Raw genomic sequence first — 23,677 nt, forward strand, 5'->3', positions numbered from 1 at the left:
ATGGACCGCGGCCACGACCTGAGCTCGATCACCCTCCCCGACGCCCTCACGGAGGCGATCGAGCGTGCCGGGTACTACCCGGCCCTCGTCGGCGACGTCGTCCGGGCGGCCCTGGGTGACGAGGCCCCGGTGACGCATCTCGTCCACCAGGAGACGACCTTCGACCGCGACAACGTGCGTCGTCACATCACCGTCCTCGTCGCCACCGCGACCCGCCTGATCGTCGCCCACGCGGACGACCACGACGACGCCGCCGACGCGGAGGGCGCCGTCGTCCCCGTGCCCCGCGGGCGCGAGGAGGTCGCGACCGCGACGACGGAGTCCATCCCGCTGTCCGCCGTCCGGGGCGTCATGCTCACCCACGTCATCCCCAAGCCGGCCGAGTACCGCCCGGGGAGCCTCGGCCGCGAGCTCACCCTCACCATCGGGTGGGGCGCCGTGAGCCGCGTCGACCTGCTGCCCGCCGTGTGCGCCGACCCGAACTGCGAGGCGGACCACGGTTACGAAGGCAGCATCGCCGCCGACGACATCTCGCTCCGGATCAGTGCGGAGGCCGAGGGCGAGGTGGCGCTCGTCGAGGCGCTCGCCTTCTCGCGTGCCCTGTCCGCGAGCGTCGGTTGAGCGCCGCCCCGCATCCCGCGGCACCCGACTACGGCCGACAGAGCCTGTCCCGGCTCCTGCCCGCCGTCACGGCGAGCCTCGGCGTCCCCGTGGACGAGCGCTGGCAGGACGGCGACCTCGTCGACCTGCCGCCCGCCCGCTCGTCCGTCGTCGTCCTCGTCGACGGGCTGGGGGAGCGGCTGCTGCGTCGCCGCAGCGGGCACGCACCCTTCCTCCGCGCTCTCCTGCCCGGGGCCGAGCCGAGCTCGGCCGGATTCCCCTCGACCACGGCGACGTCCATGGGGTCCTTCGGCACGGGTCGGACCCCCGGCGAACACGGACTCCTCGGCTACGAGGTCCTCGTCCCGGGGGAGGATCGCGTCTTCAACGAGCTCTCGTGGGAGGACGGACCTTCGCCCCGGATGTGGCAGCCGAGCGAGACGGTCTTCGCCGGAGCGGCCCGCCAGGGGATCGAGGTCGTCCGGATCGGACCGGGTTTCTTCGACGGTTCCGGGCTCACGGAGGCGGCGCTGCGGGGCGGCCGCTTCGTGGCGGCCGACACGCTGGCGCAACGGGTCGACGCGGCGCTCGCGGCCCTGCGCACCGGCCCCCGCACCCTCGTCTACCTCTACTGGGGTGACCTCGACAAGGTCGGCCACGTGCACGGCTGCGAGTCCTGGCAGTGGGGAGATGAACTCGAGGCCATCGACGCCGAGATGGCGCGCCTGGCCCGGTCCCTGCCGGGCGACACGTCGCTGCACATCACGGCCGACCACGGCATGGTCGACGTCCCTCTGCACCATCGCCTCGACCTGGCGCACGACGCCGAACTCGACGCCGGGGTCCGTCACCTCGGTGGTGAGGCTCGCGCGCTCCAGCTCTACGTCGAGGACGGGGCGGTGGGGGACGTCCTCACCACGTGGCGTGAGCGACTGTCCGGCACGGCCGCGGTCGTCAGCCGGGACGAGGCCATTGCCGCGGGCTGGTTCGGCGGAGTGACGGACGTCAACGCCGCCCGCATCGGTGACGTCATCGCCGCCATGACGGCGCAGTTCGCCGTCGTCGACTCCCGGCGCCAGCGCAAGCAGCTCCTCGAGCTCCTCGGCCTCCACGGATCGCTCTCGGCGGACGAACTCGCCATTCCGTGGCTGCGTGTCCCCGCCCGGACCAACGCCTAGACTGCTCAATCGTGGCTGAACTGGTCTTCTTCTCCGGCACGATGGATTGCGGCAAGTCGACGCTTGCGCTCCAGATGGACCACAACCACGCCGCCCGCGGTCGCGCCGGTCTGATCTACACGAAGTTGGACCGCGCGGGGGAGTCGGTGCTCTCCTCGCGGCTCGGCCTGTCGACGACCGCCCGTGAGGTCACGGACAGCCTGGACTTCTGGGACGACGTGGTCGAGCACCTCACCGCCGGTGGCCGGGTCGACTACCTCATCTGTGACGAGGCCCAGTTCTACACCCCGGGTCAGGTCGAGTCGCTCGCCCGGATCACCGACGAGCTCGACCTCGACATCTACTGCTTCGGCATCACGGCGGACTTCCGCACGCAGCTCTTCCCCGGCAGTCGGCGGCTCATCGAGCTCGCGGACCGCGTCCAGGTCCTCCAGGTCGAGGCGCTGTGCTGGTGTGGTCGCCGCGCCACACACAACGCCCGCGTCGTCGACGGGACCATGGTCGTCGAGGGGGAGCAGGTCGTCGTGGGGGACACCGCCAGCGGCGGTGGCGGCGTGGTCGACTATGAGGTGCTGTGTCGCCGGCACTTCATGCGCCGGATGAACTCGCACGCGGCGAAGGCGGCCGCGCAGTCCGCCGACGTGTTGCCCTTCGAGCTCGACGTGTGCGCGGTGCCCCCGCGCTGACCCCCCGCGCCGGCCACCCCGAGGAAGGGACACCTGATGTCCAAAACTCGGGCGAAGGGGGCGGTGGGCGCCCAGTAAGGGACACCTGATGTCCAAAACTCGGGCGAAGGGGGCGGCTGGCGCCCAGTAAGGGACACCTGATGTCCAAAACTCGGGCGAAGGGGGCGGTGGGCGCCCAGTAAGGGACACCTGATGTCCAAAACTCGGGGGAAGGGGGCGGTGGGCGCCCAGTAAGGGACACCTGATGTCCAAAACTCGGGCGAAGGGGTGGGTCAGCGGCGGCCGCGGGGCGCGCCGAACATGACGTCGTCCCAACTGGGCACGGACGTGCGGCGCCCCTTCTTGCTGGTCTGATCCGAGGGCGCTTCCGCCGATGTGTCGGCCTTGTCCTCCGCCGCGTCGGTGTCGGGCTTGTCATCGGACGCAGCCTCGTCGGAGCCCGAAGGGGCGTCCTCGACCGACTCCGCAGCTGCCTCAGCAGGTTCGATGGCCTCGGTTTCGGCGGCCGGTGCGACGTCCTCGTCCTCGGGCAGGGTCGGTGACTCGCTGGCCGCGACCGCCTCGCGCTCCTGCGCCTCGGCGTCGACCGTGCTCTCCTCGGCGTCCGCCACGGTCGTGTCGACCACCGGGGTGTCGTCGACGACCGGCTCGTCGACCACCGGCTCATCTACCAGCGTCGGGGCGACCTCGGGCAGACGCTCCTGTCCCTCGGGCGCGGCCTCGGCGGCCGCACGGCGGGCGACGTCCTCGGGGTGCTCGCCGTGGGCCGGCGGGGGCGGGGTGGTCGGTTCGGCGACGAGCTCCTCGATCGGCAGCGCGTCCTCACGGGGAGCGGCGTCCGCGGGGGTCGCGGTCGCACGCCGGCGACGCCCACTGCTGCCGCCGCCGCGCCGGCGACGTGCGTCGCTGTGCTCGCGCATGGAGGTCATGAGGTCGATCGGCTCGTCCTTCGTCGCGCGCTGCGGAGCCCGCTTGGTCGGACCCTCGCGCACCCCACCTTCGGCCTCGACGTCGTAGACGGACGTGGGGCGGCCGACCTGGTGCGGCGTCGGGATCGGGCCGGAGGCGGCCTCGTCCTCGGAGAGCCAGCGGGCCTCGTCGTTCTTGGCCACGACGGACATCCCGGTGGCGTCGAAGAACCACACGGCGCGGCGGTCACGCCCGCCGGCGGGGAAGGAGACGTTGACCGTCCAGTTGCCCTCGGGGCTGCGGGACGAGTCCCAGACCGCGGCGGAGGGCTCGACGCCGCGGCCGGTCAACCGGTGCTCGACGCGCTGCTGCAGGGACTCGGTGCGGGAGCCGGCGGCCCGGCCGCGGAGCATGACGCGGCGCGCGAGGGTCGCGACGTGCTCGCGCTCGGCGAGCACGGGGCCCTCATAGCGGGCGATGCGGTCGAGGCTCCACCCGGTGCGGTCGGCGACCTCGGTGGCGGACAGGCCCGAGCGGATGAGCGACTGGATCTCGCGGGGGCGGACACCGCTGTCGATCTCGATCTGGAGCTGTCCGAGCCGGGGGCGATCGCGACGCGCGGCGGCACGCAGTGACTCATCGAGGGGGATGCGGAACTGCTCGCCGCTCTCGTCGGCAAGGACCAGATGGTTGCCGTCGTCGTGGACCCCGATGAGCCGCAGGTCTCGCATTGATTCGCCTCCAGTGGAACTCGTGGACCCCCCGACTCTCTCATCATCGGGGGCACCCACGCGCCCCACCACGCCGCGAGAGTACGTTTGTCCCGATCATCATGCTGCCCCTGAACCCCACCGCCAACCTCGTGCTCGACCTCCTCGGCGTCTTCGTCTTCGCCCTGTCGGGAGGTCTCGTGGCGATCCGTCGCGGACTCGATCTCTTCGGCATTCTCGTGCTCTCCGGGGCCGCCGGACTGGGCGGCGGTGTCGTGCGTGACGTCCTCCTGGGACTCACCCCTCCCGCCGGTGTCTCCGACTGGCGGCTCGTGACGACCACCCTCGTCGCCGGGCTGCTGACCTTCTTCTTCCACCCGCGGATGCCCCGCATCTCCCGCGTCGTGCGCGTCCTCGACGCCGTCGGTCTCGCCGCCTTCGCCTGCGTGGGCACGCTCAAGGCGATCGACGCGGGCGCGACGGGCATGGCCGCCGTCTTCGTCGGCTCCGTGACCGCCTTCGGCGGCGGGATCATCCGTGATCTCCTCGCCGGCACGGTCCCGGAGGTCCTGCGTCGCGAGCTCTACGCCGTCCCGGCCATCCTCGGCGCGAGCGTGCTCGCCATCGGCGAGGCCACCGGTCACCTCGGACAGGCGCTCGTCTGGCTCGTCTTCAGCCTCGTCTTCGCCGTCCGCATGCTCGCCGTCGTCCTCGACCTGCACGCCCCCTACGCCAGGAAGCCCGAACGATGACCACCGACGCTCTCGCCCCCTACGACGCCATCCTGCTGCTCTCCTTCGGCGGACCCGAGGCGCCGGAGGAGGTCCTGCCCTTCCTGCGACGGGTGACCGCCGGCAAGGGGATCCCCGACGACCGTCTGGCCGCCGTGGGGGAGCACTACGGACTCTTCGGCGGGCGCAGCCCGATCAACGACCTCAACCGGGCCCTCATCGCCGACCTTCGTGCCGAGCTGGATCGGCGCGGGCTGGGCACGCCCATCGTGTGGGGCAACCGCAACAGCGAGCCCTTCCTCCCCGACGCGTTGCGCTCGGCCCAGGAGGCTGGCGCCCGGCGGATCGTGACCGTCGTGACGAGCGCCTACTCCTCCTACTCCTCGTGCAGGCAGTACCGGGAGAACCTCGCCGCCGCGCTCGAGGAGGTCGAGTCGGCCGACCTCGTGATCGACAAGGTCCGCCCGTACTTCGACCACCCGGCCTTCAGCCGCGCCAACGCCCGCCTCGTCACCGAGGCGGTGCAGGCCGCCCGCGCCGCGGCGGGCGACCCGGCCGGCGTGCGACTCCTCTTCGTCACCCACTCCGTCCCGGAGGCGATGAACGACACCTCCGGTCCGGGCGATACGGAGGAAGGGGTGTACGCGCGCCAGCACGTCGCGCTCGCCGCGGCCATCACCGCCCACGTCGGCGAGGTCGTGGGCGACGAGGACCTCGACGGTGAACTCGTCTTCTGCTCGCGCTCCGGACCGCCGACGCAGCCGTGGTTGGAGCCCGACGTCAACGACCGCATCACCGAGCTCGCCGCGGAGGGCGCGAGTGACATCGTGCTGGCACCGATCGGGTTCGTCAGCGACCACATGGAGGTCGTCTACGACCTCGACACCGAGGCCGCCGCAACCTGCGCCGAGCTCGGGCTGCGCCTGCACCGGGTCCCGACGGCCGGCGGCCATCCTGCCTTCGTCGCCGGGCTCGTCGACCTCCTGCTCGAGCGGGCCGCCGAGGCCCGCGACGAACCGGTCGTGCCGGTGACCTGGCCGCTCGGTCACGCCATGCCGTCCGTGTGCTCGCCGGGATGCTGCCCCAACCTGCGCGCCACGGCGCCGGCCCTCTGCGGACGGGACTGAGTCGATGGTCGCCCAGGAGAACGTGAACCCGCCGTCCCCCGAGGAGTGCCGGGCACTCGCCGACGTGGCCGCGACCGTCGCGATCGAGGCGGGCCGTCTCATCGTCGAGGAACGCCCACGCGATCTCGGTGTCGCCTCCACGAAGTCCTCGGTCGTGGACGTCGTGACGGTGATGGACCAGCGCTCGCAGGACCTGCTGTCACGGCGCCTGGCGGAGTTGCGGCCCGAGGATGGCTTCTTCGGCGAGGAGAAGGGCGGCCGGATCGGAACCTCGCAGATCACGTGGGTCGTCGACCCCATCGACGGCACGGTGAACTACCTCTACGACATCCCGGCCTTCGCGGTCTCCGTGGCGGCCGTCGTCGGCGACGTGACCGTGCCTGGCGCGTGGCGTCCCGTCGCTGGGGCCGTCGTGAACCCGTCCACGGGGGAGTGCTTCCGCGCCCAGCTCGGGGGCGGGGCCAGCGTGCAGGTCGGTGACGGCCCGACCCGCGAGTTGCGGGTCGCGGCGCCGGACCGGTGCGAGGTGGCACTCGTTGGGACGGGCTTCGGTTATGTGTCGACGCGGCGGGCACACCAGGCCGCCGTGCTGACCCACGTGCTGCCGTCGGTGCGAGACATCCGCCGGATCGGGAGCGCGGCGCTCGACCTCTGCCACGTGGCCGACGGGGCGCTTGACGGGTACTACGAGAAGGGGCTCAACGCCTGGGACATGGCGGCCGGCTGGCTCGTGGTGACGGAGGCGGGTGGGGTCATCGGTGACGGTGCCGGCGGGGCGCCGACCTCCGACCTGGTGATCGCGGCGGGTGAGCCGCTGCACGGTCAGTTGGCGGAACTCGTGGTGTCCGCCGTCCGCCGGGTGGGGCCGGAGCCGGGCTGACCGCGGCTGGGTGTCAGGCGGTGCGCGAGGCGAGTTCCGGTACGACGAGGCCGTGCTCGTTCGCGAGCCGGGCGATGTTCTCGAGGTCGGCCTCGGCCAGACGCACGCTGTAGTCGTCGCCGGCTCGGCGGGCCTCGGCGAGGGATGACAACGATTCCGTGGCGCGGGCCCGCAGCTGAGTGAACAGTTCCGTCATGGCAACCTCCGGGTGGTTCGTCGGCCGCGGCGTGCCCGCGGTGCGGCCACCCTAGGCGGTCGTCGGTGAAGGGAAGGTCAACGGAGCGTCAAGACTTCGTGAGCCGATCCGACATCGGAGGCCATCGACCGACCCCGGTGATGGCGCGGGAGGCACTGATAGGGCACAATCCGGCGCGCACGTGAATCTCCGCGTGAGCGAGGGCACAAGTTCTCCTACTTCGGCGTTGTGCATCGATGTGGCTGGCGTCGCATCCCCGGCAGGGGAGTGGACGGCGCAGTTGAGACGGGTTTGGAAAGGGACGAGATGGCAACTGATTACGACGCTCCTCGCAAGACCGACGACGAGATGTCCGAGGACTCGATCGAGGAACTGAAGTCGCGTCGGGTCGACAAGAACACGTCGAACGTGGACGTGGACGAGACCGAGCACGCCGAGGGCTTCGAGCTGCCCGGGGCTGACCTGTCGGGCGAGGAACTGTCCGTGACGGTCATCCCGCGCCAGTCCGACGAGTTCACCTGCTCGCGATGCTTCCTGGTGCACCACCGCTCGCAGCTCGCCTCCGACAAGGGCGGCGTCCTGGTCTGCCGGGAGTGCGCGGCGTGACCGATGGCGACCGGGCCATCCGCTTCGTGCGGCTGCGCCCGGACGCCGTCATGCCTGCTTATGCGAAGGAGGGGGACGCCGGCGCCGACCTGAGCTCGGTCGCCGAGGTCACCCTCGAGCCGGGCCACCGCGCGCTCGTCCCGACCGGGATCGCCCTCGCGTTGCCGCCGGGCCACGTCGGCCTGGTCCACCCGCGCTCGGGTCTGGCCCACCGACATGGCGTGAGCATGGTGAACGCTCCGGGGACCATCGATTCCGGCTACCGGGGTGAGATCATGGTGAACCTGATCAACCTCGACCCGAGCGAGAGTGTCACCATCAGGCCGGGGGATCGGATCGCCCAGCTCGTGGTGCAGCGTTACCTGCACGCGGACTTCCTCGAGGTCGAGGCCCTCGACGCAACAGACCGTGGCGACTCAGGCCACGGTTCGAGCGGCGGCTTCGGTGCCACCGCCGATACGACGACGACAGGACTGTGACCATGTTCGGCCGCAAGAAGAAGGCCCCGTCCACCCCGACGGTGGACGAGACGACGACGGCAGCCGAGGAGTTCCTCGACGACGACGCCACCGCCGCCGACGCGCCCACCGGACGTGGACCCTTCGACGAGTCGCAGGTGAGCGACCTCGAGGGACGGATCGACTTCGGCTCCCTCTGCCTGCGCGCGATCCCCGGGCTCGCCCTGCGGCTCGAGGTGGATCAGGCGAGCAACGAGATCACCTCCGTGCACGCCGGACTCGGCGACTCGGCGCTCCAGCTCCAGGCCTTCGCCGCACCCAAGGACGAGGGTGTCTGGGACGAGATCCGCGCCGACATCTCCACGGCTGTGGTCGGTGCCGGCGGCACCGCGGAGGAGACCGAGGGCCCCTTCGGCGCGGAGCTCCTGACGCGGATGCCCTCCGCCGGCCCCGACGGCCGGACCGTCTTCGCCCCCGTGCGCTTCATCGGGGTCGACGGTCCCCGCTGGTTCGTGCGCGGCGTGCTCTCGGGGGAGGCTGCGGTGCGCGAGGAGGCCGCCGAGCCGCTGCTCGGGATCATCGAGTCCGCCGTGGTCCGCCGCGGTGTCGGCCCGATGGCGCCCCGTGAGCTGCTCCCGCTGCGTGTGCCGCAGACGGCTCAGACGGCGCAGCCGGGCCAGCCCCAGGGTCAGCAGACCCCGGCCACCCCGCCGACCGACGAGGCCGCCGGCGACGCCGACCTCAACCCCTTCGAGCGCGGACCCGAGATCACCGAGGTCCGGTGATGGGACGCCGCCGGTTCGTGGATCGTCTCGGAGCGCTGCTCAGCCACTCCGACGACGATTTGGAGGATGCCGAACTGAGCGAATCCTCCGACCGCACCGGTGGCCAGACCATTGACGAGGCGGCGGACCGCAGCCTCGTCGTCGCGGCGGGCGTGGTCCGCTCGGTCACCCTGCGCCCCAAGGAGAACGTCCCGGCCCTGCTCGTCGAGATGTATGACGGCCGGACCGCGGTCAACCTCGTGTGGCTCGGCCGGCGCAGCATCCGCGGCATCCACCCCGGCATCTACCTGCGCGTCAACGGCCGAGTCACCTGGCTGCGCGGACAACCCACCATCTTCAACCCCGCCTACGAGATCCTCCCGGACCGGGGCGCCGGCAGCGAGGCCCCTCATGAGTCCTGAGCACCCCCGACACGTCGCGTCCACGGCCGAGGCCACGGTGGAGGAGGTGATCCGCGAGCGACTGTCCGCGGCCATGGGCGGCTGGCGCGGCTCGATCGAGACGGCACTGCCCCTGCTCGTCTTCGTCATGATCTGGACGCCGACGAAGGACAGCCGCACGGCCCTCATCGCCGCCGGCGTCCTCATTGCGGTGCTGGCGGTCGCGCGGCTCGTCCAGCGACAGACGCTCCAGTTCGTGTTGTCGTCGGTCTTCGCGACCGGGCTCGCCGCCTGGTTCGCCATGCGCAGCGGTCAGGCGGAGGACGCCTTCCTGCCGGGGATCATCGGCAGCTGCGCGTGGCTCGTGCTCTCGCTCTTCTCCGTGCTCGTGAAGTGGCCCGTCGTCGGCTTCATGGTCGGCGTCGCCGACCCCATGGCCAAGGAGGACCCCTTCCATTGGCGCAAGGACCGCGGCATCGTCGCGGTCTCGTCGCGGCTGACTCTCGTGCTGGTCGTCATGTACGCCATTCGCGTGCTGATCATGGGCCCGGCGTACCTCGCCGGCAACGTGGCCGTGCTCGGGGTGGCGAAGGTGGTCCTGGGCTGGCCGCTGTGGGTCGCGGCCCTCTTCGTCATGGGCCTGATCCTCGTCCGCGGCGAGACGCCGCTGGAGACGCACGCGGAGCCGCAGACGTCCCTCTCCGAAGCGGCTGACGAAGCCGCCGAGCCGGCAGGACCCCTCGAACGGTCCTGACCAGTTGTACGACGACGTGGACTCGGGACGCGAGGAAGGCGTGGCGAGTGCCGAGTACAACTAGTCGGACGTGCGGACGGGCCGCTCACCGGGGCTGAGCATCGACTCGAGCTCGTCCTCGACCTCGGCGCGGGTGATGAAGAGCAGTTCGTCGCTCGCCTCGAGCCGGTCGTCGGGGCTGGGCGCGAGCGGTCGCTCGTCGCGGATGATGCCCACGAGCGTGGTGTCCTCCGGGAAGATGATGTCGCCGACGCGCTTGCCGACGTGCAGGTTGCCCGGCGGGAGGATGAGCTCGACCATCGTGGCCTGACCGGTCTGGAACTCGAAGATGCGCACGAGGTCGCCGACGCTCACGGCCTCCTCGACGAGGGCGGTCATGAGGCGCGGCGTGGAGACGGCGACGTCGACGCCCCACGACTCGTCGAACATCCACTCGTTGCGCGGGTTGTTGACGCGGGCGACGGTGCGGGGCACGCCGAACTCCGTCTTGGCCAGCAGCGAGACGACGAGGTTGACCTTGTCGTCGCCCGTCGCGGACACGACGACATCCGCGTCGGACAGCCCGGCCTCGTGCAGCGTGGAGGTCTCACAGGCGTCCGCCGCGAGCCAGCTCGCTTCCGGCACCTTCGCCATCCGCTGCTCCGTGGCGTCCTTGTCGATGAGCAGGACCTGGTGCCCGTTGTGGAGCAGTTCCTTGGCGATGGACCGGCCGACGCTGCCGGCCCCGGCGATGACGACTCGCATGGACGTGTCCGTTTCTGTGCTGGTGGTCGCGGCGGTCAGTGAGCGGCCGGCGGGGCGGCGTCGAGGATGCGCTCGACCTGAGGGAGCTCGGTGCGGCGAATGACGAGGTGGACGAGGTCGCCCTCCTGGTAGACGCCCTCCGGGCTCGGGATCTGTCCCTCGCCCAGGCGGGTGATGTAGGCGACGCGGGTCGAGGTCGCGGCCTCGATGGCGGAGAGGCGGGTGCCGATCCACGCGGGGTCGATGGCGACCTCGGCGATGACGATGCGCCCGGACGGGTCGGTGAGGTCGGGCACGTGGCCCTGGGGGAGCAGGCGCCGGAGCATCTGGTCCGACGTCCACTTCACCGTGGCGACGGTGGGGATGCCGAGCCGCTGGTAGACCTCGGCGCGGCCGGGGTCGTAGATGCGGGCGACGACGTGCTCGACGCCGAACGTCTCGCGAGCCACGCGGGCCGCGAGGATGTTGGAGTTGTCACCGCTGGAGACGGCGGCAAAGGCGTAGGTGTCCTCGATGCCGGCCTGGAGCAGGGTGTCCCGGTCGAAGCCGATCCCGGCGATGGTCCGGCCCTGGAACTCCGGGCCGAGTCGGCGGAAGGCGGAGGGGTCCTGGTCGATGACGGCGACGTCGTGGCCGACGCGCTCGAGAGCGCGGGCCAGTGAGGCGCCGACGCGGCCGCAGCCCATGATGACGAAGTGCACGTGCCGACGGTACACGGGCGCGGGGGAGCGGGTCGCGAGCCACGGGGCCTATGGTTGTCGCCGTGCCCGCAGGTCGTTCCATCAAACGCATCCTCGTCGGTCGTGCCATGCGCAGCGACCGCCTTGGGGAGACCCATCTCCCCAAGCGCCTCGCCCTGCCCGTCTTCGCCTCCGATGCGCTCTCGTCCGTGGCCTACGCGCCCGACGAGATCCTCCTGACCCTGGGCATGGCGGGTGGGGCCATGGCGATGACGCACTCGTGGCAGATCGGCCTGGCCGTCGTCGCCGTCATGCTCGTCGTCGTCGCGTCCTATCGGCAGAACGTCCACGCCTACCCCTCGGGCGGTGGCGACTACGAGGTCGCCAGCGTCAACCTGGGGCCGAAGGCGGGGCTGACCGTCGCGAGCGCCCTGCTCGTCGACTACGTCCTGACCGTCGCGGTGTCGATCTCCTCCGGTGTGCAGAACGCCGGGACGGCGCTCGCCTTCGTGCGGGGGCACGAGGCGACCGTCGCGGTGATCCTCGTCCTGCTCCTGACGGCGATGAACCTGCGCGGGGTGCGCGAGTCCGGCCGCGCCTTCGCGATCCCGGTCTACGCCTTCATGGCCGCCATCTTCGCGCTCGCGGTCGTCGGACTGGCACGCCAGCTCACCGGCGGACTGCCGCAGGCCGAGAGCGCCGGGCTGACGTTGGCCCCGGAGCCGGGCTACGAGCAGCTCGGCGGGATCGCGATGGTCTTTCTGCTGCTGCGCGCCTTCTCCTCGGGCTGTGCCGCGCTCACCGGTGTCGAGGCGATCTCCAACGGTGTGCCCGCCTTCCAGAAGCCGAAGAGCCGCAACGCGGCCACGACCCTCCTGATGATGGGGCTCATCTCCATCACCATGCTGCTGTCGATGATCATGCTGGCCCGGTGGACCGGCATCGTCTATGCCGAGGACCCGGCCACCCAACTGCAGCGCAACGGCGTGCCCGTGGGGGAGGCCTACGAGCAGCACACCGTCATGGGGCAGGTGGCGAGCGCCGTCTTCGAGGGCTTCAACCCGGCGATCGTCCTGGTGTCGATCGTGACCGGCCTGATCCTCGTGCTCGCCGCCAACACGGCCTTCAACGGCTTCCCGGTCCTCGCCTCGATCCTCGCGCGCGACGGATACCTGCCGCGCCAGCTGCACACCCGCGGCGACCGGCTCGCCTTCTCCAACGGGATCATGATCCTCGCCGGTGTGGCCGCCGTCCTCATCGTCCTCTACGACGCCGAGGTCACGAAGCTCATCCAGCTCTACATCGTCGGCGTCTTCGTCTCGTTCACGGTGAGCCAGATCGGCATGCTCCGTCACTGGAACCGGCACCTCGCCGTCGAGCGCGACGCCGAGGAACGCGGCCGGATGCAGCGCAGCCGCGCCATCAACTTCGTCGGCGCCCTCATGTCCGGCACGGTGCTCGTCGTCGTCCTCATCACGAAGTTCCTGCACGGCGCCGGCTACGCGGTGGCCGCCATGGCCGTGCTCTACGTCCTCATGCTCGGCATCAGCAAGCACTACGCCCGGGTGCGGGACGAGCTGAAGGTCGATGACGACGACGTCGAGAGCCAGCTGCTGCCGTCCCGAGTGCACGCCATCGTGCTCGTCTCGAAGGTGCACAAGCCGACCCTGCGGGCGCTGGCCTACGCACGGGCCACGCGGCCGTCGCGACTCGAGGCCGTGACGGTCTCGGTCGATCCCGAGGAGACGGAGGCGCTGCAGGCCGACTGGGACCGCCTCGACATCCCCGTGCCGCTCAAGGCCCTCGACTCGCCCTATCGCGAGGTCACGCGCCCGATCGTGCAGTACGTGAAGTCGATCCGCCGCGGCAGCCCCCGCGACGTCGTCGTCGTCTACATCCCCGAGTACGTGCTCGGGCGCTGGTACGAGCAGGTCCTGCACAACCAGAGCGCCCTGCGCCTCAAGGGTCGCCTGCTCTTCACGCCGGGCGTCATGGTCGCCAGCGTGCCGTGGCAGCTGCACTCGGCCGACGGCCAGGAGGAGCGGCTCTACGGCGGCGAGGCGGCCGGCTCCGTCCGGCGGGGCGAATGAGCACCCCGGGCGCCGACGACCTCGCCGTCGGCACGGTCGTCGACGTGGAGGCGCAGAAGGTCGCCCACGGCGGGCACGTCGTCGGGCGGCACGAGGGCCGGGTCATCTTCATCCGGCACGCCCTGCCCGGTGAACGCGTGCGGGTGCGGATCACCGACGGCGGCCCGGGCGACTCCTTCCTGCGCGGTGACGCGGTCGAGGTGCTGCGAGCCAGCGAGCACCGGGTGACGCCGCCGTGCCGGTTCGCGCACCCGGGCGGCTGCGGCGGCTGCGACTTCCAACACGTCACCCCGGCGCACCAGCGGGCGCTGAAGGCGGCCGTCGTCACCGAGCAGTTCGCGCGACTGGCTCGCCTCGAGGTGACCCCCGTGGTCGAGGAGTTGCCTGTCGGGCCGGGCGGTCCGGGCTGGCGCACGCGCGTCGAGTTTGCCGTCGACGACGCTGGCCGCCCCGGCCTGCGCGCGCACCGCAGCCATGACGTGGTGCCCGTCGACCGCTGCCTCATCGCCGTCGACGCCGTCAACGACAGCGGGGTCCTCGAGCGGGCGTGGCTGGGGGAGCGCGCCGTCGACGTCATTGCGCCCTCCGGTGGGGCGGGGGCAGGCGAGGCGGTCCTCGTCCCGGTGCCGACCGGGGAGAAGGGTGCTCCGCCCGTGCGCGAGCGGGTCGTCGTGGGGGACTGGGAGGAGACCTTCGAGGTCGCGGCCCGCGGCTTCTGGCAGGTGCATCCCGCGGCGGCGGCCACCTTCGTCGAGCACGTCCTCGCCGAGCTTGACCCGCAGCCGGGGGAGCGCGCCGTCGACCTCTACAGCGGTGTGGGCCTCTTCGCGGCCGCGCTCGCCGACCGGGTCGGGGCGGATGGTGCGGTCCTGGCCATCGAAGGGGACCGGTCGGCGACGGAGGCCGCCCGCCGGAATCTCGCCGGTCGACCGCAGGTCGAGGTCCGGCGGGGTCGGGTCGACGCGGCCCTGAGGCCGCTCGTGCGCCAGGGCGTCACCGCGGACGTCGTCGTCCTCGACCCGCCCCGCTCGGGTGCGGGCAAGGCCGTCGTCGACGCCGTCGTCGCCCTGACACCGCGCGCCGTCGTCTACGTCGCGTGCGACCCCGCGGCCCTGGCCCGGGACACGGCCCGCTTCCTGCACCACGGATGGACGCTGCGCACGCTGCGCGTCCTCGACGCCTTCCCGATGACGCACCACATGGAGTGCCTCGCGACGTTCGACCCTCCGGTCGCCTGACCTGTCCCCTTGCCCCCGCAGCTGGGTTGAGTGGTTCGGCGGAGAGCAGGCGGAGCGACGTCGGATTCAGTAGGCAGGCGCCGGACGTCACTCGAAGTGCAGGTCAGCGGGCGATGGCGCCGTTTCCGCATCCCACACCTGTTGGAAGGCCGACTCGACCAGTGGCCAGAGGTGTTCTTTCCCGTCTTCGACGGAGCCGATCAGTTCGGCTCCGTCGCCCAGGACGACGAACTCGTGCGGGATGATTCGTCCCGCTGAATCGCGCCGGTCATTCGGGTCGAGGAACCGAACAGCGACGCTGCGGTCTGTGCGCCGCCAGGCGACCGTCTCGTCCGCGAGCTCGGCAAAGACCCTTTCGTACTCGTCCAAAGGATCGCTCAGGCCGGCGTCGAGCAGGAATCGAAAGCCCCACGAACGCCCACGAGTTGCCCAGATGAGGTTGGCGCGCGAGGCTGCCACACGGGTCACTTCTGCTTCCTGAGGACCTTTTCAGCCACCCCGGATTCGAGATCGATCTTGAATTGGGTGACCATGGCGCGCAAGTACTGGTGTTCCGATCGTGCCTGCTCGTTCATTTCCTGGAGCTTCGGACCGACAACCTCTATCGCATCAGCGAGGAGTGGGAGGACCTTGGCCACAAGGTCGGCTTGCTGGGAGGACTTCGCCACCCTCCGCAGAAGTTTCTCAACGCGCGCGAACTTGGTACCGGTCAAGGCCGCTGCGATCACGTCGGCACCGTCGGCGAGCGTGTCGACCACCTTCCGAGGGAGCGTCATGCGCTCCTCCCACAGGACTCGGCGCTCGAGTGGCAAGAGGGAGGCAATAGGCAGCACCAGGTCAAGTCCGACCCGCTGAGTCAGGTCGATGCGCGCGGGCTCCCCGTTGCTGGGCTGGAGTTCGAACTTGGCCGACGAGAGCAGCATGAAGTCCTCGCCGATCGATAGGGCCTCGGGTGCGACAACCAGTTCCGCGAGCGTCGAGCGCAGACGCTCAATGTCTTCGGATGCCTTGAGAATGACGAGCTCGCGAAAGGTGTTGACGTCCCAATCAGGGAACAGGTCCGCCTTCGACAGCGACAGGATCCAGATCCGAGGAAATTCGGTCAGCGGTCCGTCGTCCCCGAGAAGGTCGTCCTTGAGGCGGACGAGGTTTTGCCGGAAGTTGCCCAGCAAGGACTTGAGGTATCGCTCCTCCTCGCCGCGGTTGTCGAGGAGTTTCTGTCCGTCCACGAGAAGCAGCGCAACATCGGAGCTGAGGAGGGTCTTGAAGGTGTCGATTCGACGCAGGTGTTCCTCGTCACTGCTGGGATCCTCCTCAAACCACTCGCCGGGGTAGTCGTGCCACGCGAGGCGCAGTTCGTCGAAGGGCCGCTTCTTTGCCTCCTCGCCCTCGCCAGTCTTGAGCTTCACCGAGAAGTCGTAAGTGGTGTTTGTGAAGCGAGTCGGCATGGGGGTCGTGGCGCTGTCTCGCATGCCGAGGTAGTTCTGGAGGAGTCGATTCCCCTGGCCGGTCTTGTCGGCAACCAGATGCCACAGGTCGTTCGTGTCGGACCCCACCTGAGTGGGGCCGTAGAACGATGACACCAGGACGGTCTTCCCCGATCCCGACTCGCCAAACACTGCGATGTTCTGTTGCCTGATCCGCGGATACATTGCCATGACGCGAAACGTATCCCAGAGGGCGGACAGCGGTCGGCCGAAACAGGTGGGCGACTTTCGATTCGTCCGACAGTTGCGAGTCGCAACGGGATCCTGCGGGCGCGCTTCGTCAGCAGGTGACCTGGGCGTCCGCCCAGTCGGCGTGGTCACCGCCGTTGCCCTCGCCGGCGCTGCCCGCCTCGACGGTGATGCGGGACTGACCGTCGAGGGCGCGTGATCGTGACGCCGTCCGTGACGGTCTCGGCCCATCCGTACGCCGACCCCGGACGGCGGCGCTCGCACCGATGGTCCAGACCGGAGGCCTCTGGCCTGCCGCGCCGGGATGCGAGAGGGTGGTCCCGAGCCCCGGACACCTCTCGACGGGGCGCGTGTGGTTAGATATCTTGACGTCAAGATAAATCGACACGAGCATCATCGACAACGAGCAAGGAGTCGGCTGTGGCCAGCGCGAACACCTTCAATGCCCACGGAGAACTGACCGTCGGCGAGAAGTCCTACGAGATCTACCGTCTGGGGGCCGTGGAGGGCAGCGAGACGCTGCCCTACAGCCTCAAGGTGCTGCTGGAGAACCTCCTGCGCACCGAGGACGGCGCCAACATCACCGCCGACCACATCCGGGCGCTGGGCTCCTGGGACGAGAAGGCGAACCCCGACACCGAGATCCAGTTCACGCCGGCGCGCGTGATCATGCAGGACTTCACCGGCGTGCCCTGTGTCGTCGACCTCGCCACCATGCGTGAGGCCGTCGCCGAGCTCGGTGGCGACCCGGCCAAGATCAACCCGCTCTCGCCTGCCGAGCTCGTCATCGACCACTCGGTCATCATCGACGTCGCCGGCCGCGCCGACGCCTTCGAGCGCAACGTCGAGATCGAGTACGAGCGCAACAGCGAGCGCTACAAGTTCCTCCGTTGGGGCCAGACCGCCTTCGACGACTTCAAGGTCGTCCCGCCGGGCACCGGCATCGTCCACCAGGTCAACATCGAGCACCTCGCGCGCACGGTCATGACCCGTGAGATCGACGGCGCCCTGGTCGCCTACCCCGACTCCTGCGTCGGCACCGACTCGCACACGACGATGGTCAACGGCCTCGGCGTGCTCGGCTGGGGCGTCGGCGGCATCGAGGCCGAGGCGGCCATGCTCGGCCAGCCCGTCTCGATGCTCATCCCGCGCGTCGTCGGCTTCAAGCTCTCCGGATCGATCCCGGCCGGCGCGACCGCCACGGACGTCGTCCTGACGATCACCGAGCAGCTGCGCAACCACGGCGTCGTCGGCAAGTTCGTCGAGTTCTACGGCGACGGTGTCGCCTCCGTGCCGCTCGCCAACCGCGCCACCATCGGCAACATGAGCCCCGAGTTCGGCTCCACCTGCGCGATCTTCCCGATCGACGACGTCACGCTCGAGTACCTGCGCCTGACGGGTCGCTCCGACGAGTCCGTCGCGCTCGTCGAGGCCTACGCCAAGGAGCAGGGCCTCTGGCACGACCCGAGCCGCGAGGCCCGCTACAGCGAGTACCTCGAGCTCGACCTCTCCACGGTCGTCCCCTCCATCGCCGGCCCGAAGCGCCCGCAGGACCGCATCGTCCTCGCCGACGCCAAGGAGGCCTTCCGCAAGGTGCTCCCGACCTACGTCGCGCACCACGAGGGCGACGCCGGTGAGGGTTCCTCCTTCCCCGCCAGCGACCCGACCCCGCAGGGCTCCAGCGAGGGCACGAACGGCGGCAGCAAGCCCGCCGACGAGGGCCAGGCCTCCGGCCGACCGAACAAGAAGGTCCTCGTCAAGACCGCCGAGGGCACCGAGTTCGAGATCGACCACGGCATCGTCTCCATCGCCTCGATCACGTCGTGCACCAACACGTCGAACCCGTCGGTCATGATGGCCGCCGCGATGCTCGCCCGGAACGCCGTCGAGAAGGGCCTCACGTCCAAGCCGTGGGTCAAGACCTCCATGGCGCCCGGCTCCAAGGTCGTCACCGACTACTACGAGAAGGCGGGCGTCTGGCCCTACCTCGAGAAGCTCGGCTTCCACCTCGTCGGCTACGGCTGCACGACCTGCATCGGCAACTCGGGTCCGCTCAGCGACGAGATCAGCGCCGCGATCAACGAGAACGACCTCGCCGTCACCTCGGTGCTCTCGGGCAACCGCAACTTCGAGGGCCGGATCAACCCCGACGTGAAGATGAACTACCTCGCGTCGCCGCCGCTCGTCATCGCCTACGCCCTCGCCGGCACGATGGACTTCGACTTCGACGTCGAGCCCCTCGGCCAGGACACCGACGGCAACGACGTCTTCCTCAAGGACATCTGGCCCGCGCCCGCCGACGTCGAGCGCACCATCACCGAGTCCATCAGCAAGGAGATGTTCACCAGCGACTACGCCGACGTCTTCGCCGGTGACGAGCGCTGGCAGTCCCTGCCGACCCCGGAGGGCAAGACCTTCGAGTGGGAGCCCGAGTCCACCTACGTCCGCAAGCCCCCGTACTTCGAGGGCATGAAGATGGAGACGACCCCGGTCACCGACATCTCCGGCGCCCGCGTGCTGGCCAAGCTGGGTGACTCGGTCACGACCGACCACATCAGCCCGGCCGGTTCGATCAAGGCGGACAGCCCGGCGGGCAAGTACCTCGCCGAGCACGGCGTCGAGCGTCGCGACTTCAACTCCTACGGCTCGCGCCGTGGCAACCACGAGGTCATGATCCGCGGCACCTTCGCCAACATCCGTCTCAAGAACCTCCTGCTCGACGGCGTCGAGGGCGGCTTCACGCGCAACTTCCTCGCCGGTGGCGAGCAGACGACGATCTACGACGCGTCGGCCGCCTACCAGGAGGCGGGCGTCCCGCTCGTCATCCTCGCGGGCAAGGAGTACGGCTCGGGCAGCTCGCGCGACTGGGCGGCCAAGGGCACGCGCCTCCTCGGCGTCAAGGCCGTCGTGGCCGAGTCCTACGAGCGCATCCACCGCAGCAACCTGATCGGCATGGGCGTCCTCCCGCTGCAGTACCCGGCCGGCCAGAACGCCGAGAGCCTCGGCCTCGACGGCACCGAGACCTTCGCGGTCTCCGGGGTCACCGCCCTCAACGAGGGCACGATCCCGCGCACCGTCACGGTCACGGCGACGAAGGAGGGCGGCGAGGTCGTCGAGTTCGAGGCCGACGTCCGCATCGACACCCCCGGCGAGGCGGACTACTACCGCAACGACGGCATCCTCCAGTACGTGCTGCGCAGCCTGATCAACGGCTGACCAGCCCGTCACTGACCAGCGGCCGCCCGGTTGATCCGGGCGGCCGCTGGTGTGTCGAAGGGGTCCCACGAGGCCGTAGAATCGAACATGTGTTCGAACAACGAGAGCGGCCGGCGATGGACCGCCCGGCCGTCGGCCCGCCGGGATGGCCCGCCCGCGTGCCGCCACCCGGCGCCGCGGGCTGGGAGCGCGCCGCCCTCGCCTGGTTGCTCGATCACTGCCCGCCGGACTATCGCGCCTATGCCGCCTGGCGTCGGCACCCCGGGGTCCTCGCGTGGGTCGCGGAGCGCCACCTCGACGCGCAACTCGTCGCCATGCGCCAGGCGTACCGGGAGGCGCGGGTCGACCTCGCCGACGTCATCCCGCAGGACGCGGTGGCCGAGGTGCTCGTCTGTCTCGAGCGGGAGGGTCTGCGCCTGCGCGCCGCGCGTCGCGGCGCCGGGCTCGTGGCGCAGGCGCTGCGCGGTGGCCGCTACATACCGCGACTGTGACGCACTTAGACTCGTCATCTCATCCACGGTCAGGAAGGACTCCACGTGTCGGAGTTGGAGCACATCGGCGGCCCGCAGGATCTTGCCGAGCTCACGCCCGAGCGCCTCGAGGTGCTGGCTCAGGACATCCGCGACTTCCTCGTCGCCGAGGTCTCCCGGACCGGCGGACACCTGGGCCCCAACCTCGGCGTCGTCGAGCTGACGATCGCGATCCACCGCGTCTTCGACTCCCCGCGCGAGGCCGTCGTCTTCGACACCGGGCACCAGTCCTACGTGCACAAGCTGCTCACCGGCCGGCAGGACTTCGCCGCCCTGCGCACCCGCGAGGGGATCTCCGGCTACCCCAGCCGCGGCGAGTCCGCCCACGACGTCGTGGAGAACTCGCACGCCTCGACCTCGCTGTCGTGGGCCGAGGGGATCGCCACCGCGCGACGCCTGCGCGGCGATGACGCCCACACGGTCGCCGTCATCGGCGACGGGGCGCTGACGGGCGGGATGGCGTGGGAGGCGCTCAACAACATCGCCGCGGACAAGACCCTGCCGCTGGTGATCGTCGTCAACGACAACGAGCGGTCGTACTCGCCGACGATCGGTGGCCTGTCCGACCACCTGGCGATGCTGCGGACGAAGCGCAGCTATGAGCAGGTCCTCGACTGGGGCAAGCACAAGCTCACGGCGACGCCGCTCGTGGGACGGCCGGTCTACGCCGCGATGCACTCGGCCAAGAAGGGGATCAAGGACTTCGTCGCGCCGCAGGGCATGTTCGAGGACCTCGGCATCAAGTACCTCGGCCCCGTCGACGGTCACGACGAGCCCGCCGTCGAGCAGGCGCTCCGTCGGGCCAAGTCCTTCGGCGGCCCGGTCATCGTGCACGTCATCACCCAGAAGGGGCGCGGCTACAGCCACGCCTACAACGACGTCGCCGACCAGTTCCACGCCGTCGGGAAGATCAACCCGGAGACGGGCCTGCCGCTGGAGATCGCGGGCCGCTCGTGGACGGACGAGTTCAGCGACGAGATGGTCGCCCTCGGCGCGGAGCGGGACGACATCGTGGCCCTCACCGCGGCGATGATGATGCCCGTCGGGCTGCACCCCTTCGCCGAGGCCTACCCCGGCCGGATCTTCGACGTCGGCATCGCCGAGCAGCACGCGGCGACGATGGCCGCGGGCCTCGCCTTCGGCGGCCTGCACCCGGTCGTCGCGATCTACGCGACCTTCCTCAACCGCGCCTTCGACCAGCTGCTCATGGACTGCGCGCTGCACCGGGCCGGGGTCACCTTCGTCCTCGACCGCTCCGGCATCACCGGCCCCGACGGCGCCTCGCACCACGGCATGTGGGACATGAGCCTCGCCGGTCTTGTGCCCGGGCTCCACCTGGCCGCGCCCCGCGACGGCCAGCAGATCCGCCGCGCCCTGCGCGAGGCCGTCGACATCGCCGACGCCCCGAGCGTCATCCGCTTCCCGAAGGGGAGCGCCGCTGCCCTCCTGCCCGCGCTGCGTGAGGTGGCCGGGATGGACGTGCTCCGGGAGAGCGGCACGGACGACAAGGTCGACACCCTCCTCGTCGCGATCGGCGCGATGGCACCGACCGCGCTGGCGGTCGCCGAGCAACTCGAGGCGAAGGGGGAGTCCGTGCGTGTCGTCGATCCGCGATGGGCGCTCCCGGTGAACCCGGCGCTCGTCGACATGGCCCGCACGGCGGGGCGGGTCGTCACCCTCGAGGACAACGGGCTCGCGGGCGGCGTCGGCAGCCAGGTGACCCAGGCAATCGACGACGCCACGATCGACGTGCGCGTCCACCGCTTCGGCCTGCCGAAGCAGTTCATCGACCACGCGACCCGCGGTCAGATCCTCGAGTCGGTGGGCCTCACCCCGGACGCCATCGTCAAGGCGCTGACCGACTGAGTCGCCGCGTCAACTGACACCACGACGAAGGGGGCCCGGACCGCTGATGCGGTCCGGGCCCCCTTCGTGCGTGGAGAGCAGTGCGATCAGATGTCGCGGAAGGTCTCCACCGTGGCGCCGAGGGCGTTGAGGCGCGTGGCCAGGTCCTCGTAGCCGCGGTTGATGACGTAGACGTTGCGCAGCACCGAGGTGCCGGGCGCGGCCAGCATCGCGAGCAGCACGACGACGCCGGGGCGCAGCGCGGGCGGGCACATGACCTCGGCGGCGCGCCAGCGGGTGGGGCCGTCGATGAGAACGCGGTGCGGGTCGAGCAACTGCACGCGCGCGCCGACCTTCGTCAGCTCGGTCAGGTAGATCGCCCGGTTCTCGTAGACCCAGTCGTGGATCATCGTCTGGCCCTCGGCGCAGGCGGCGATCAGCGCGAAGAACGGCAGGTTGTCGATGTTGAGCCCGGGGAAGGGGAGCGGGTGGATCTTGTCGATCGGCGCCCGCAGGGGACCGGGGATCGTGCGGATGTCGACGAGGCGGGTGCGCCCGTTCGCGGAGGTGTACTCCGGCGACAGGTCGTACTTCATGCCCATGCCGTCGAGGGTCGCGAGCTCGATCTCGAGGAACTCGATCGGGGCGCGCTTGATCGTGATCTCCGACTCGGTGACGACGGCCGCCGCGATGAGCGACATGGCCTCGATCGGGTCCTCGGACGGCGAGTACTCGACGTCCTTGTTGATGTCGGCGACGCCGCGCACGGTCAGGGTCGTCGTGCCGATGCCCTCGACCTCGACGCCGAGCTCCTGGAGGAAGAAGCACAGGTCCTGGACCATGTAGTTCGGGGAGGCGTTGCGGATCGTCGTCGTGCCGGCGTAGCGGGCTGCCGCGAGGAGGATGTTTTCCGTGACGGTGTCACCGCGCTCGGTGAGGACGATGGCGCGCTCGGGGGCGACGCCGTCCTGGACGCGGGCCTCGTAGAAGCCGTGGGTGGCCTCGACGTCGAGGCCGAAGTAGCGCAGCGAGGCCAGGTGCGGCTCGACCGTGCGCGTGCCGAGGTCGCAACCACCGGCGTAGGGGAGGCGGAAGGCGTCCGTCTCGTGCAGCAGCGGGCCGAGGAACATGATGACGGTGCGCGTGCGGCGCGCGGCCTCGATGTCGATCGAGTCGAGGTCGAGGCGCGCGGGCGGGACGATCTCGAGGTCGCTCGTGCCGGGCAGCCAGGTCGTCTTGACGCCGATCGAGTGGAGGACCTCGAGGATGCGGTTGACCTCCTCGATGCGCGCGAGGCTGCGCAGGGTCGTGCGGCCCTTGTTGAGCAGGGAGGCGCAGAGGAGGGCGACGGCGGCGTTCTTCGACGTCTTGACGTCGATCTCGCCGGAGAGCTTCTTGCCGCCCTCGATGCGCAGGTTGAGCGGCTGGGAGGAGCCGACGGAGACGAACTCGCTGTCGAGGGCCTCGCCGATGCGGGCGAGCATTTCGAGGCTGAGGTTCTGCTTGCCGGCCTCGATGCGCGTGACGGCGCCCTGGCTCGTGCCGAGGATCTCGGCGAGATCCTGCTGGCTCATGCCCTTGTGTCGACGGGCGTCACGGATGAGGCCGCCGATGCGGACCAGATAGTCGGTACTCATGGATGGATCCTAACTCATATA

23 protein-coding genes are annotated in these 23,677 nt (G+C 70.3%); 16 read left to right on the plus strand and 7 right to left on the minus strand.

All coding sequences use genetic code 11. The features are described 5' to 3' along the window. From ACQBAS_RS05175 to ACQBAS_RS05185, 3 genes are read left to right on the plus strand one after another with little or no spacing between them, the layout of a single operon-like run. Entirely contained in the window at positions 1–621 is a 621-nt protein-coding gene (locus tag ACQBAS_RS05175; RefSeq protein WP_427385320.1) for a DUF5998 family protein, read from the plus strand. Next, positions 618–1,778, plus strand: a complete 1,161-nt coding sequence (locus ACQBAS_RS05180; RefSeq protein WP_427385321.1) for an alkaline phosphatase family protein — start codon at positions 618–620, stop codon at positions 1,776–1,778. Before ACQBAS_RS05175 ends, ACQBAS_RS05180 begins: the two co-directional genes overlap by 4 nt. Before the next feature lie 11 nt (positions 1,779–1,789). Continuing rightward, complete coding sequence (locus ACQBAS_RS05185; protein WP_427385322.1) at positions 1,790–2,464, plus strand: thymidine kinase; 675 nt, start codon at positions 1,790–1,792, stop codon at positions 2,462–2,464. A 272-nt stretch (positions 2,465–2,736) separates the two neighbouring features. Here the strand turns inward: ACQBAS_RS05185 and sepH are convergent, their stop codons facing one another. Then, the gene (gene sepH / locus ACQBAS_RS05190) at positions 2,737–4,104 is read right to left on the minus strand and encodes a septation protein SepH (RefSeq protein WP_427385323.1); all 1,368 of its coding nucleotides are present in this window, start codon (positions 4,102–4,104) and stop codon (positions 2,737–2,739) included. 101 nt (positions 4,105–4,205) lie between these two features. On the opposite strand from sepH, the gene ACQBAS_RS05195 reads away from it, so the two are divergent. Genes ACQBAS_RS05195 through ACQBAS_RS05205 form a run of 3 tightly spaced genes read left to right on the plus strand, consistent with a single transcriptional unit; the run spans position 4,206 to position 6,821 of the window. Next, on the plus strand, positions 4,206–4,835 hold the full coding sequence (locus tag ACQBAS_RS05195) for a trimeric intracellular cation channel family protein (RefSeq protein ID WP_427385324.1): 630 nt from the start codon (positions 4,206–4,208) through the stop codon (positions 4,833–4,835). Further along, positions 4,832–5,941: a ferrochelatase gene (locus ACQBAS_RS05200; RefSeq protein WP_427385325.1), complete on the plus strand. Its 1,110-nt coding sequence runs from the start codon at positions 4,832–4,834 to the stop codon at positions 5,939–5,941. Before ACQBAS_RS05195 ends, ACQBAS_RS05200 begins: the two co-directional genes overlap by 4 nt. Positions 5,942–5,945: 4 nt before the next feature. Then, a complete protein-coding gene (locus ACQBAS_RS05205; RefSeq protein ID WP_427385326.1) occupies positions 5,946–6,821 on the plus strand; it encodes an inositol monophosphatase family protein in 876 nt (291 codons plus the stop codon). A gap of 13 nt (positions 6,822–6,834) precedes the next feature. Here ACQBAS_RS05205 and ACQBAS_RS05210 read toward each other — a convergent pair whose 3' ends face one another. Beyond that, entirely contained in the window at positions 6,835–7,017 is a 183-nt protein-coding gene (locus ACQBAS_RS05210) for a hypothetical protein (protein WP_427385327.1), read from the minus strand. A 306-nt stretch (positions 7,018–7,323) separates the two neighbouring features. Here ACQBAS_RS05210 and ACQBAS_RS05215 point away from each other — a divergent pair, with 306 nt between their 5' ends. From ACQBAS_RS05215 to ACQBAS_RS05235, 5 genes are read left to right on the plus strand one after another with little or no spacing between them, the layout of a single operon-like run. After that, positions 7,324–7,623 (plus strand): DUF4193 domain-containing protein, encoded by a 300-nt coding sequence (locus tag ACQBAS_RS05215; RefSeq protein WP_427385328.1) that lies wholly within the window; start codon positions 7,324–7,326, stop codon positions 7,621–7,623. A 50-nt stretch (positions 7,624–7,673) separates the two neighbouring features. Next, positions 7,674–8,102, plus strand: coding sequence for a dUTP diphosphatase (gene dut / locus ACQBAS_RS05220; RefSeq protein WP_427385583.1), 429 nt, complete (start codon positions 7,674–7,676; stop codon positions 8,100–8,102). A gap of 2 nt (positions 8,103–8,104) precedes the next feature. Beyond that, a complete protein-coding gene (locus ACQBAS_RS05225) occupies positions 8,105–8,866 on the plus strand; it encodes a DUF3710 domain-containing protein (protein WP_427385329.1) in 762 nt (253 codons plus the stop codon). A gap of 17 nt (positions 8,867–8,883) precedes the next feature. After that, a complete protein-coding gene (locus ACQBAS_RS05230) occupies positions 8,884–9,267 on the plus strand; it encodes an OB-fold nucleic acid binding domain-containing protein (RefSeq protein WP_427385330.1) in 384 nt (127 codons plus the stop codon). Next, positions 9,257–10,000: a DUF3159 domain-containing protein gene (locus tag ACQBAS_RS05235; protein ID WP_427385331.1), complete on the plus strand. Its 744-nt coding sequence runs from the start codon at positions 9,257–9,259 to the stop codon at positions 9,998–10,000. The genes ACQBAS_RS05230 and ACQBAS_RS05235 overlap by 11 nt, the downstream gene beginning before the upstream one ends. 60 nt (positions 10,001–10,060) lie before the next feature. Here ACQBAS_RS05235 and ACQBAS_RS05240 read toward each other — a convergent pair whose 3' ends face one another. Both ACQBAS_RS05240 and ACQBAS_RS05245 read right to left on the minus strand, forming a co-directional pair. After that, positions 10,061–10,744 carry a potassium channel family protein gene (locus ACQBAS_RS05240; protein WP_427385332.1) on the minus strand — a complete coding sequence of 228 codons (684 nt, stop codon included), beginning with the start codon at positions 10,742–10,744 and terminating at the stop codon, positions 10,061–10,063. A 35-nt stretch (positions 10,745–10,779) separates the two neighbouring features. Further along, complete coding sequence (locus tag ACQBAS_RS05245) at positions 10,780–11,445, minus strand: potassium channel family protein (protein WP_427385333.1); 666 nt, start codon at positions 11,443–11,445, stop codon at positions 10,780–10,782. Between the two features lie 50 nt (positions 11,446–11,495). Here ACQBAS_RS05245 and ACQBAS_RS05250 point away from each other — a divergent pair, with 50 nt between their 5' ends. Both ACQBAS_RS05250 and ACQBAS_RS05255 read left to right on the plus strand, forming a co-directional pair. Beyond that, entirely contained in the window at positions 11,496–13,514 is a 2,019-nt protein-coding gene (locus ACQBAS_RS05250) for an APC family permease (protein WP_427385334.1), read from the plus strand. Continuing rightward, a complete protein-coding gene (locus ACQBAS_RS05255) occupies positions 13,511–14,752 on the plus strand; it encodes a class I SAM-dependent RNA methyltransferase (protein ID WP_427385335.1) in 1,242 nt (413 codons plus the stop codon). The genes ACQBAS_RS05250 and ACQBAS_RS05255 overlap by 4 nt, the downstream gene beginning before the upstream one ends. Positions 14,753–14,839: 87 nt before the next feature. Here the strand turns inward: ACQBAS_RS05255 and ACQBAS_RS05260 are convergent, their stop codons facing one another. Together ACQBAS_RS05260 and ACQBAS_RS05265 are read right to left on the minus strand one after the other, a co-directional pair. Then, the gene (locus ACQBAS_RS05260) at positions 14,840–15,220 is read right to left on the minus strand and encodes a hypothetical protein (protein WP_427385336.1); all 381 of its coding nucleotides are present in this window, start codon (positions 15,218–15,220) and stop codon (positions 14,840–14,842) included. After that, positions 15,217–16,410: a TRAFAC clade GTPase domain-containing protein gene (locus tag ACQBAS_RS05265; protein WP_427385337.1), complete on the minus strand. Its 1,194-nt coding sequence runs from the start codon at positions 16,408–16,410 to the stop codon at positions 15,217–15,219. The genes ACQBAS_RS05260 and ACQBAS_RS05265 overlap by 4 nt, the downstream gene beginning before the upstream one ends. 438 nt (positions 16,411–16,848) lie before the next feature. Between ACQBAS_RS05265 and ACQBAS_RS05270 the strand changes: the two genes are divergently transcribed. From ACQBAS_RS05270 to dxs, 3 genes are all read left to right on the plus strand, one after another. Then, complete coding sequence (locus tag ACQBAS_RS05270; RefSeq protein WP_427385338.1) at positions 16,849–19,644, plus strand: aconitate hydratase; 2,796 nt, start codon at positions 16,849–16,851, stop codon at positions 19,642–19,644. 89 nt (positions 19,645–19,733) lie between these two features. Then, positions 19,734–20,135, plus strand: coding sequence for a hypothetical protein (locus ACQBAS_RS05275; RefSeq protein WP_427385339.1), 402 nt, complete (start codon positions 19,734–19,736; stop codon positions 20,133–20,135). 45 nt (positions 20,136–20,180) lie between these two features. After that, the gene (dxs, locus tag ACQBAS_RS05280) at positions 20,181–22,040 is read left to right on the plus strand and encodes a 1-deoxy-D-xylulose-5-phosphate synthase (RefSeq protein ID WP_427385340.1); all 1,860 of its coding nucleotides are present in this window, start codon (positions 20,181–20,183) and stop codon (positions 22,038–22,040) included. Positions 22,041–22,126: 86 nt separating this feature from the next. Here dxs and ACQBAS_RS05285 read toward each other — a convergent pair whose 3' ends face one another. Next, on the minus strand, positions 22,127–23,656 hold the full coding sequence (locus ACQBAS_RS05285; protein WP_427385341.1) for a helix-turn-helix domain-containing protein: 1,530 nt from the start codon (positions 23,654–23,656) through the stop codon (positions 22,127–22,129). Positions 23,657–23,677 lie beyond the last annotated feature (21 nt).

Origin of the sequence: Janibacter zhaoxuefangae, from assembly GCF_050271985.1 — a bacterium.
Taxonomy (GTDB): domain Bacteria; phylum Actinomycetota; class Actinomycetes; order Actinomycetales; family Dermatophilaceae.

Coding starts and splice junctions, on each gene's coding strand:
- ACQBAS_RS05175 (WP_427385320.1), top strand. CDS start 1: ATGGACCGCGGCCACGACCTGAGCTCGATCACCCTCCCCGACGCCCTC.
- sepH (WP_427385323.1), bottom strand. CDS start 4,104: ATGCGAGACCTGCGGCTCATCGGGGTCCACGACGACGGCAACCATCTG.
- ACQBAS_RS05195 (WP_427385324.1), top strand. CDS start 4,206: ATGCTGCCCCTGAACCCCACCGCCAACCTCGTGCTCGACCTCCTCGGC.
- ACQBAS_RS05200 (WP_427385325.1), top strand. CDS start 4,832: ATGACCACCGACGCTCTCGCCCCCTACGACGCCATCCTGCTGCTCTCC.
- ACQBAS_RS05205 (WP_427385326.1), top strand. CDS start 5,946: ATGGTCGCCCAGGAGAACGTGAACCCGCCGTCCCCCGAGGAGTGCCGG.
- ACQBAS_RS05210 (WP_427385327.1), bottom strand. CDS start 7,017: ATGACGGAACTGTTCACTCAGCTGCGGGCCCGCGCCACGGAATCGTTG.
- ACQBAS_RS05215 (WP_427385328.1), top strand. CDS start 7,324: ATGGCAACTGATTACGACGCTCCTCGCAAGACCGACGACGAGATGTCC.
- dut (WP_427385583.1), top strand. CDS start 7,674: ATGCCTGCTTATGCGAAGGAGGGGGACGCCGGCGCCGACCTGAGCTCG.
- ACQBAS_RS05225 (WP_427385329.1), top strand. CDS start 8,105: ATGTTCGGCCGCAAGAAGAAGGCCCCGTCCACCCCGACGGTGGACGAG.
- ACQBAS_RS05235 (WP_427385331.1), top strand. CDS start 9,257: ATGAGTCCTGAGCACCCCCGACACGTCGCGTCCACGGCCGAGGCCACG.
- ACQBAS_RS05240 (WP_427385332.1), bottom strand. CDS start 10,744: ATGCGAGTCGTCATCGCCGGGGCCGGCAGCGTCGGCCGGTCCATCGCC.
- ACQBAS_RS05250 (WP_427385334.1), top strand. CDS start 11,496: ATGGTTGTCGCCGTGCCCGCAGGTCGTTCCATCAAACGCATCCTCGTC.
- ACQBAS_RS05255 (WP_427385335.1), top strand. CDS start 13,511: ATGAGCACCCCGGGCGCCGACGACCTCGCCGTCGGCACGGTCGTCGAC.
- ACQBAS_RS05265 (WP_427385337.1), bottom strand. CDS start 16,410: ATGGCAATGTATCCGCGGATCAGGCAACAGAACATCGCAGTGTTTGGC.
- ACQBAS_RS05285 (WP_427385341.1), bottom strand. CDS start 23,656: ATGAGTACCGACTATCTGGTCCGCATCGGCGGCCTCATCCGTGACGCC.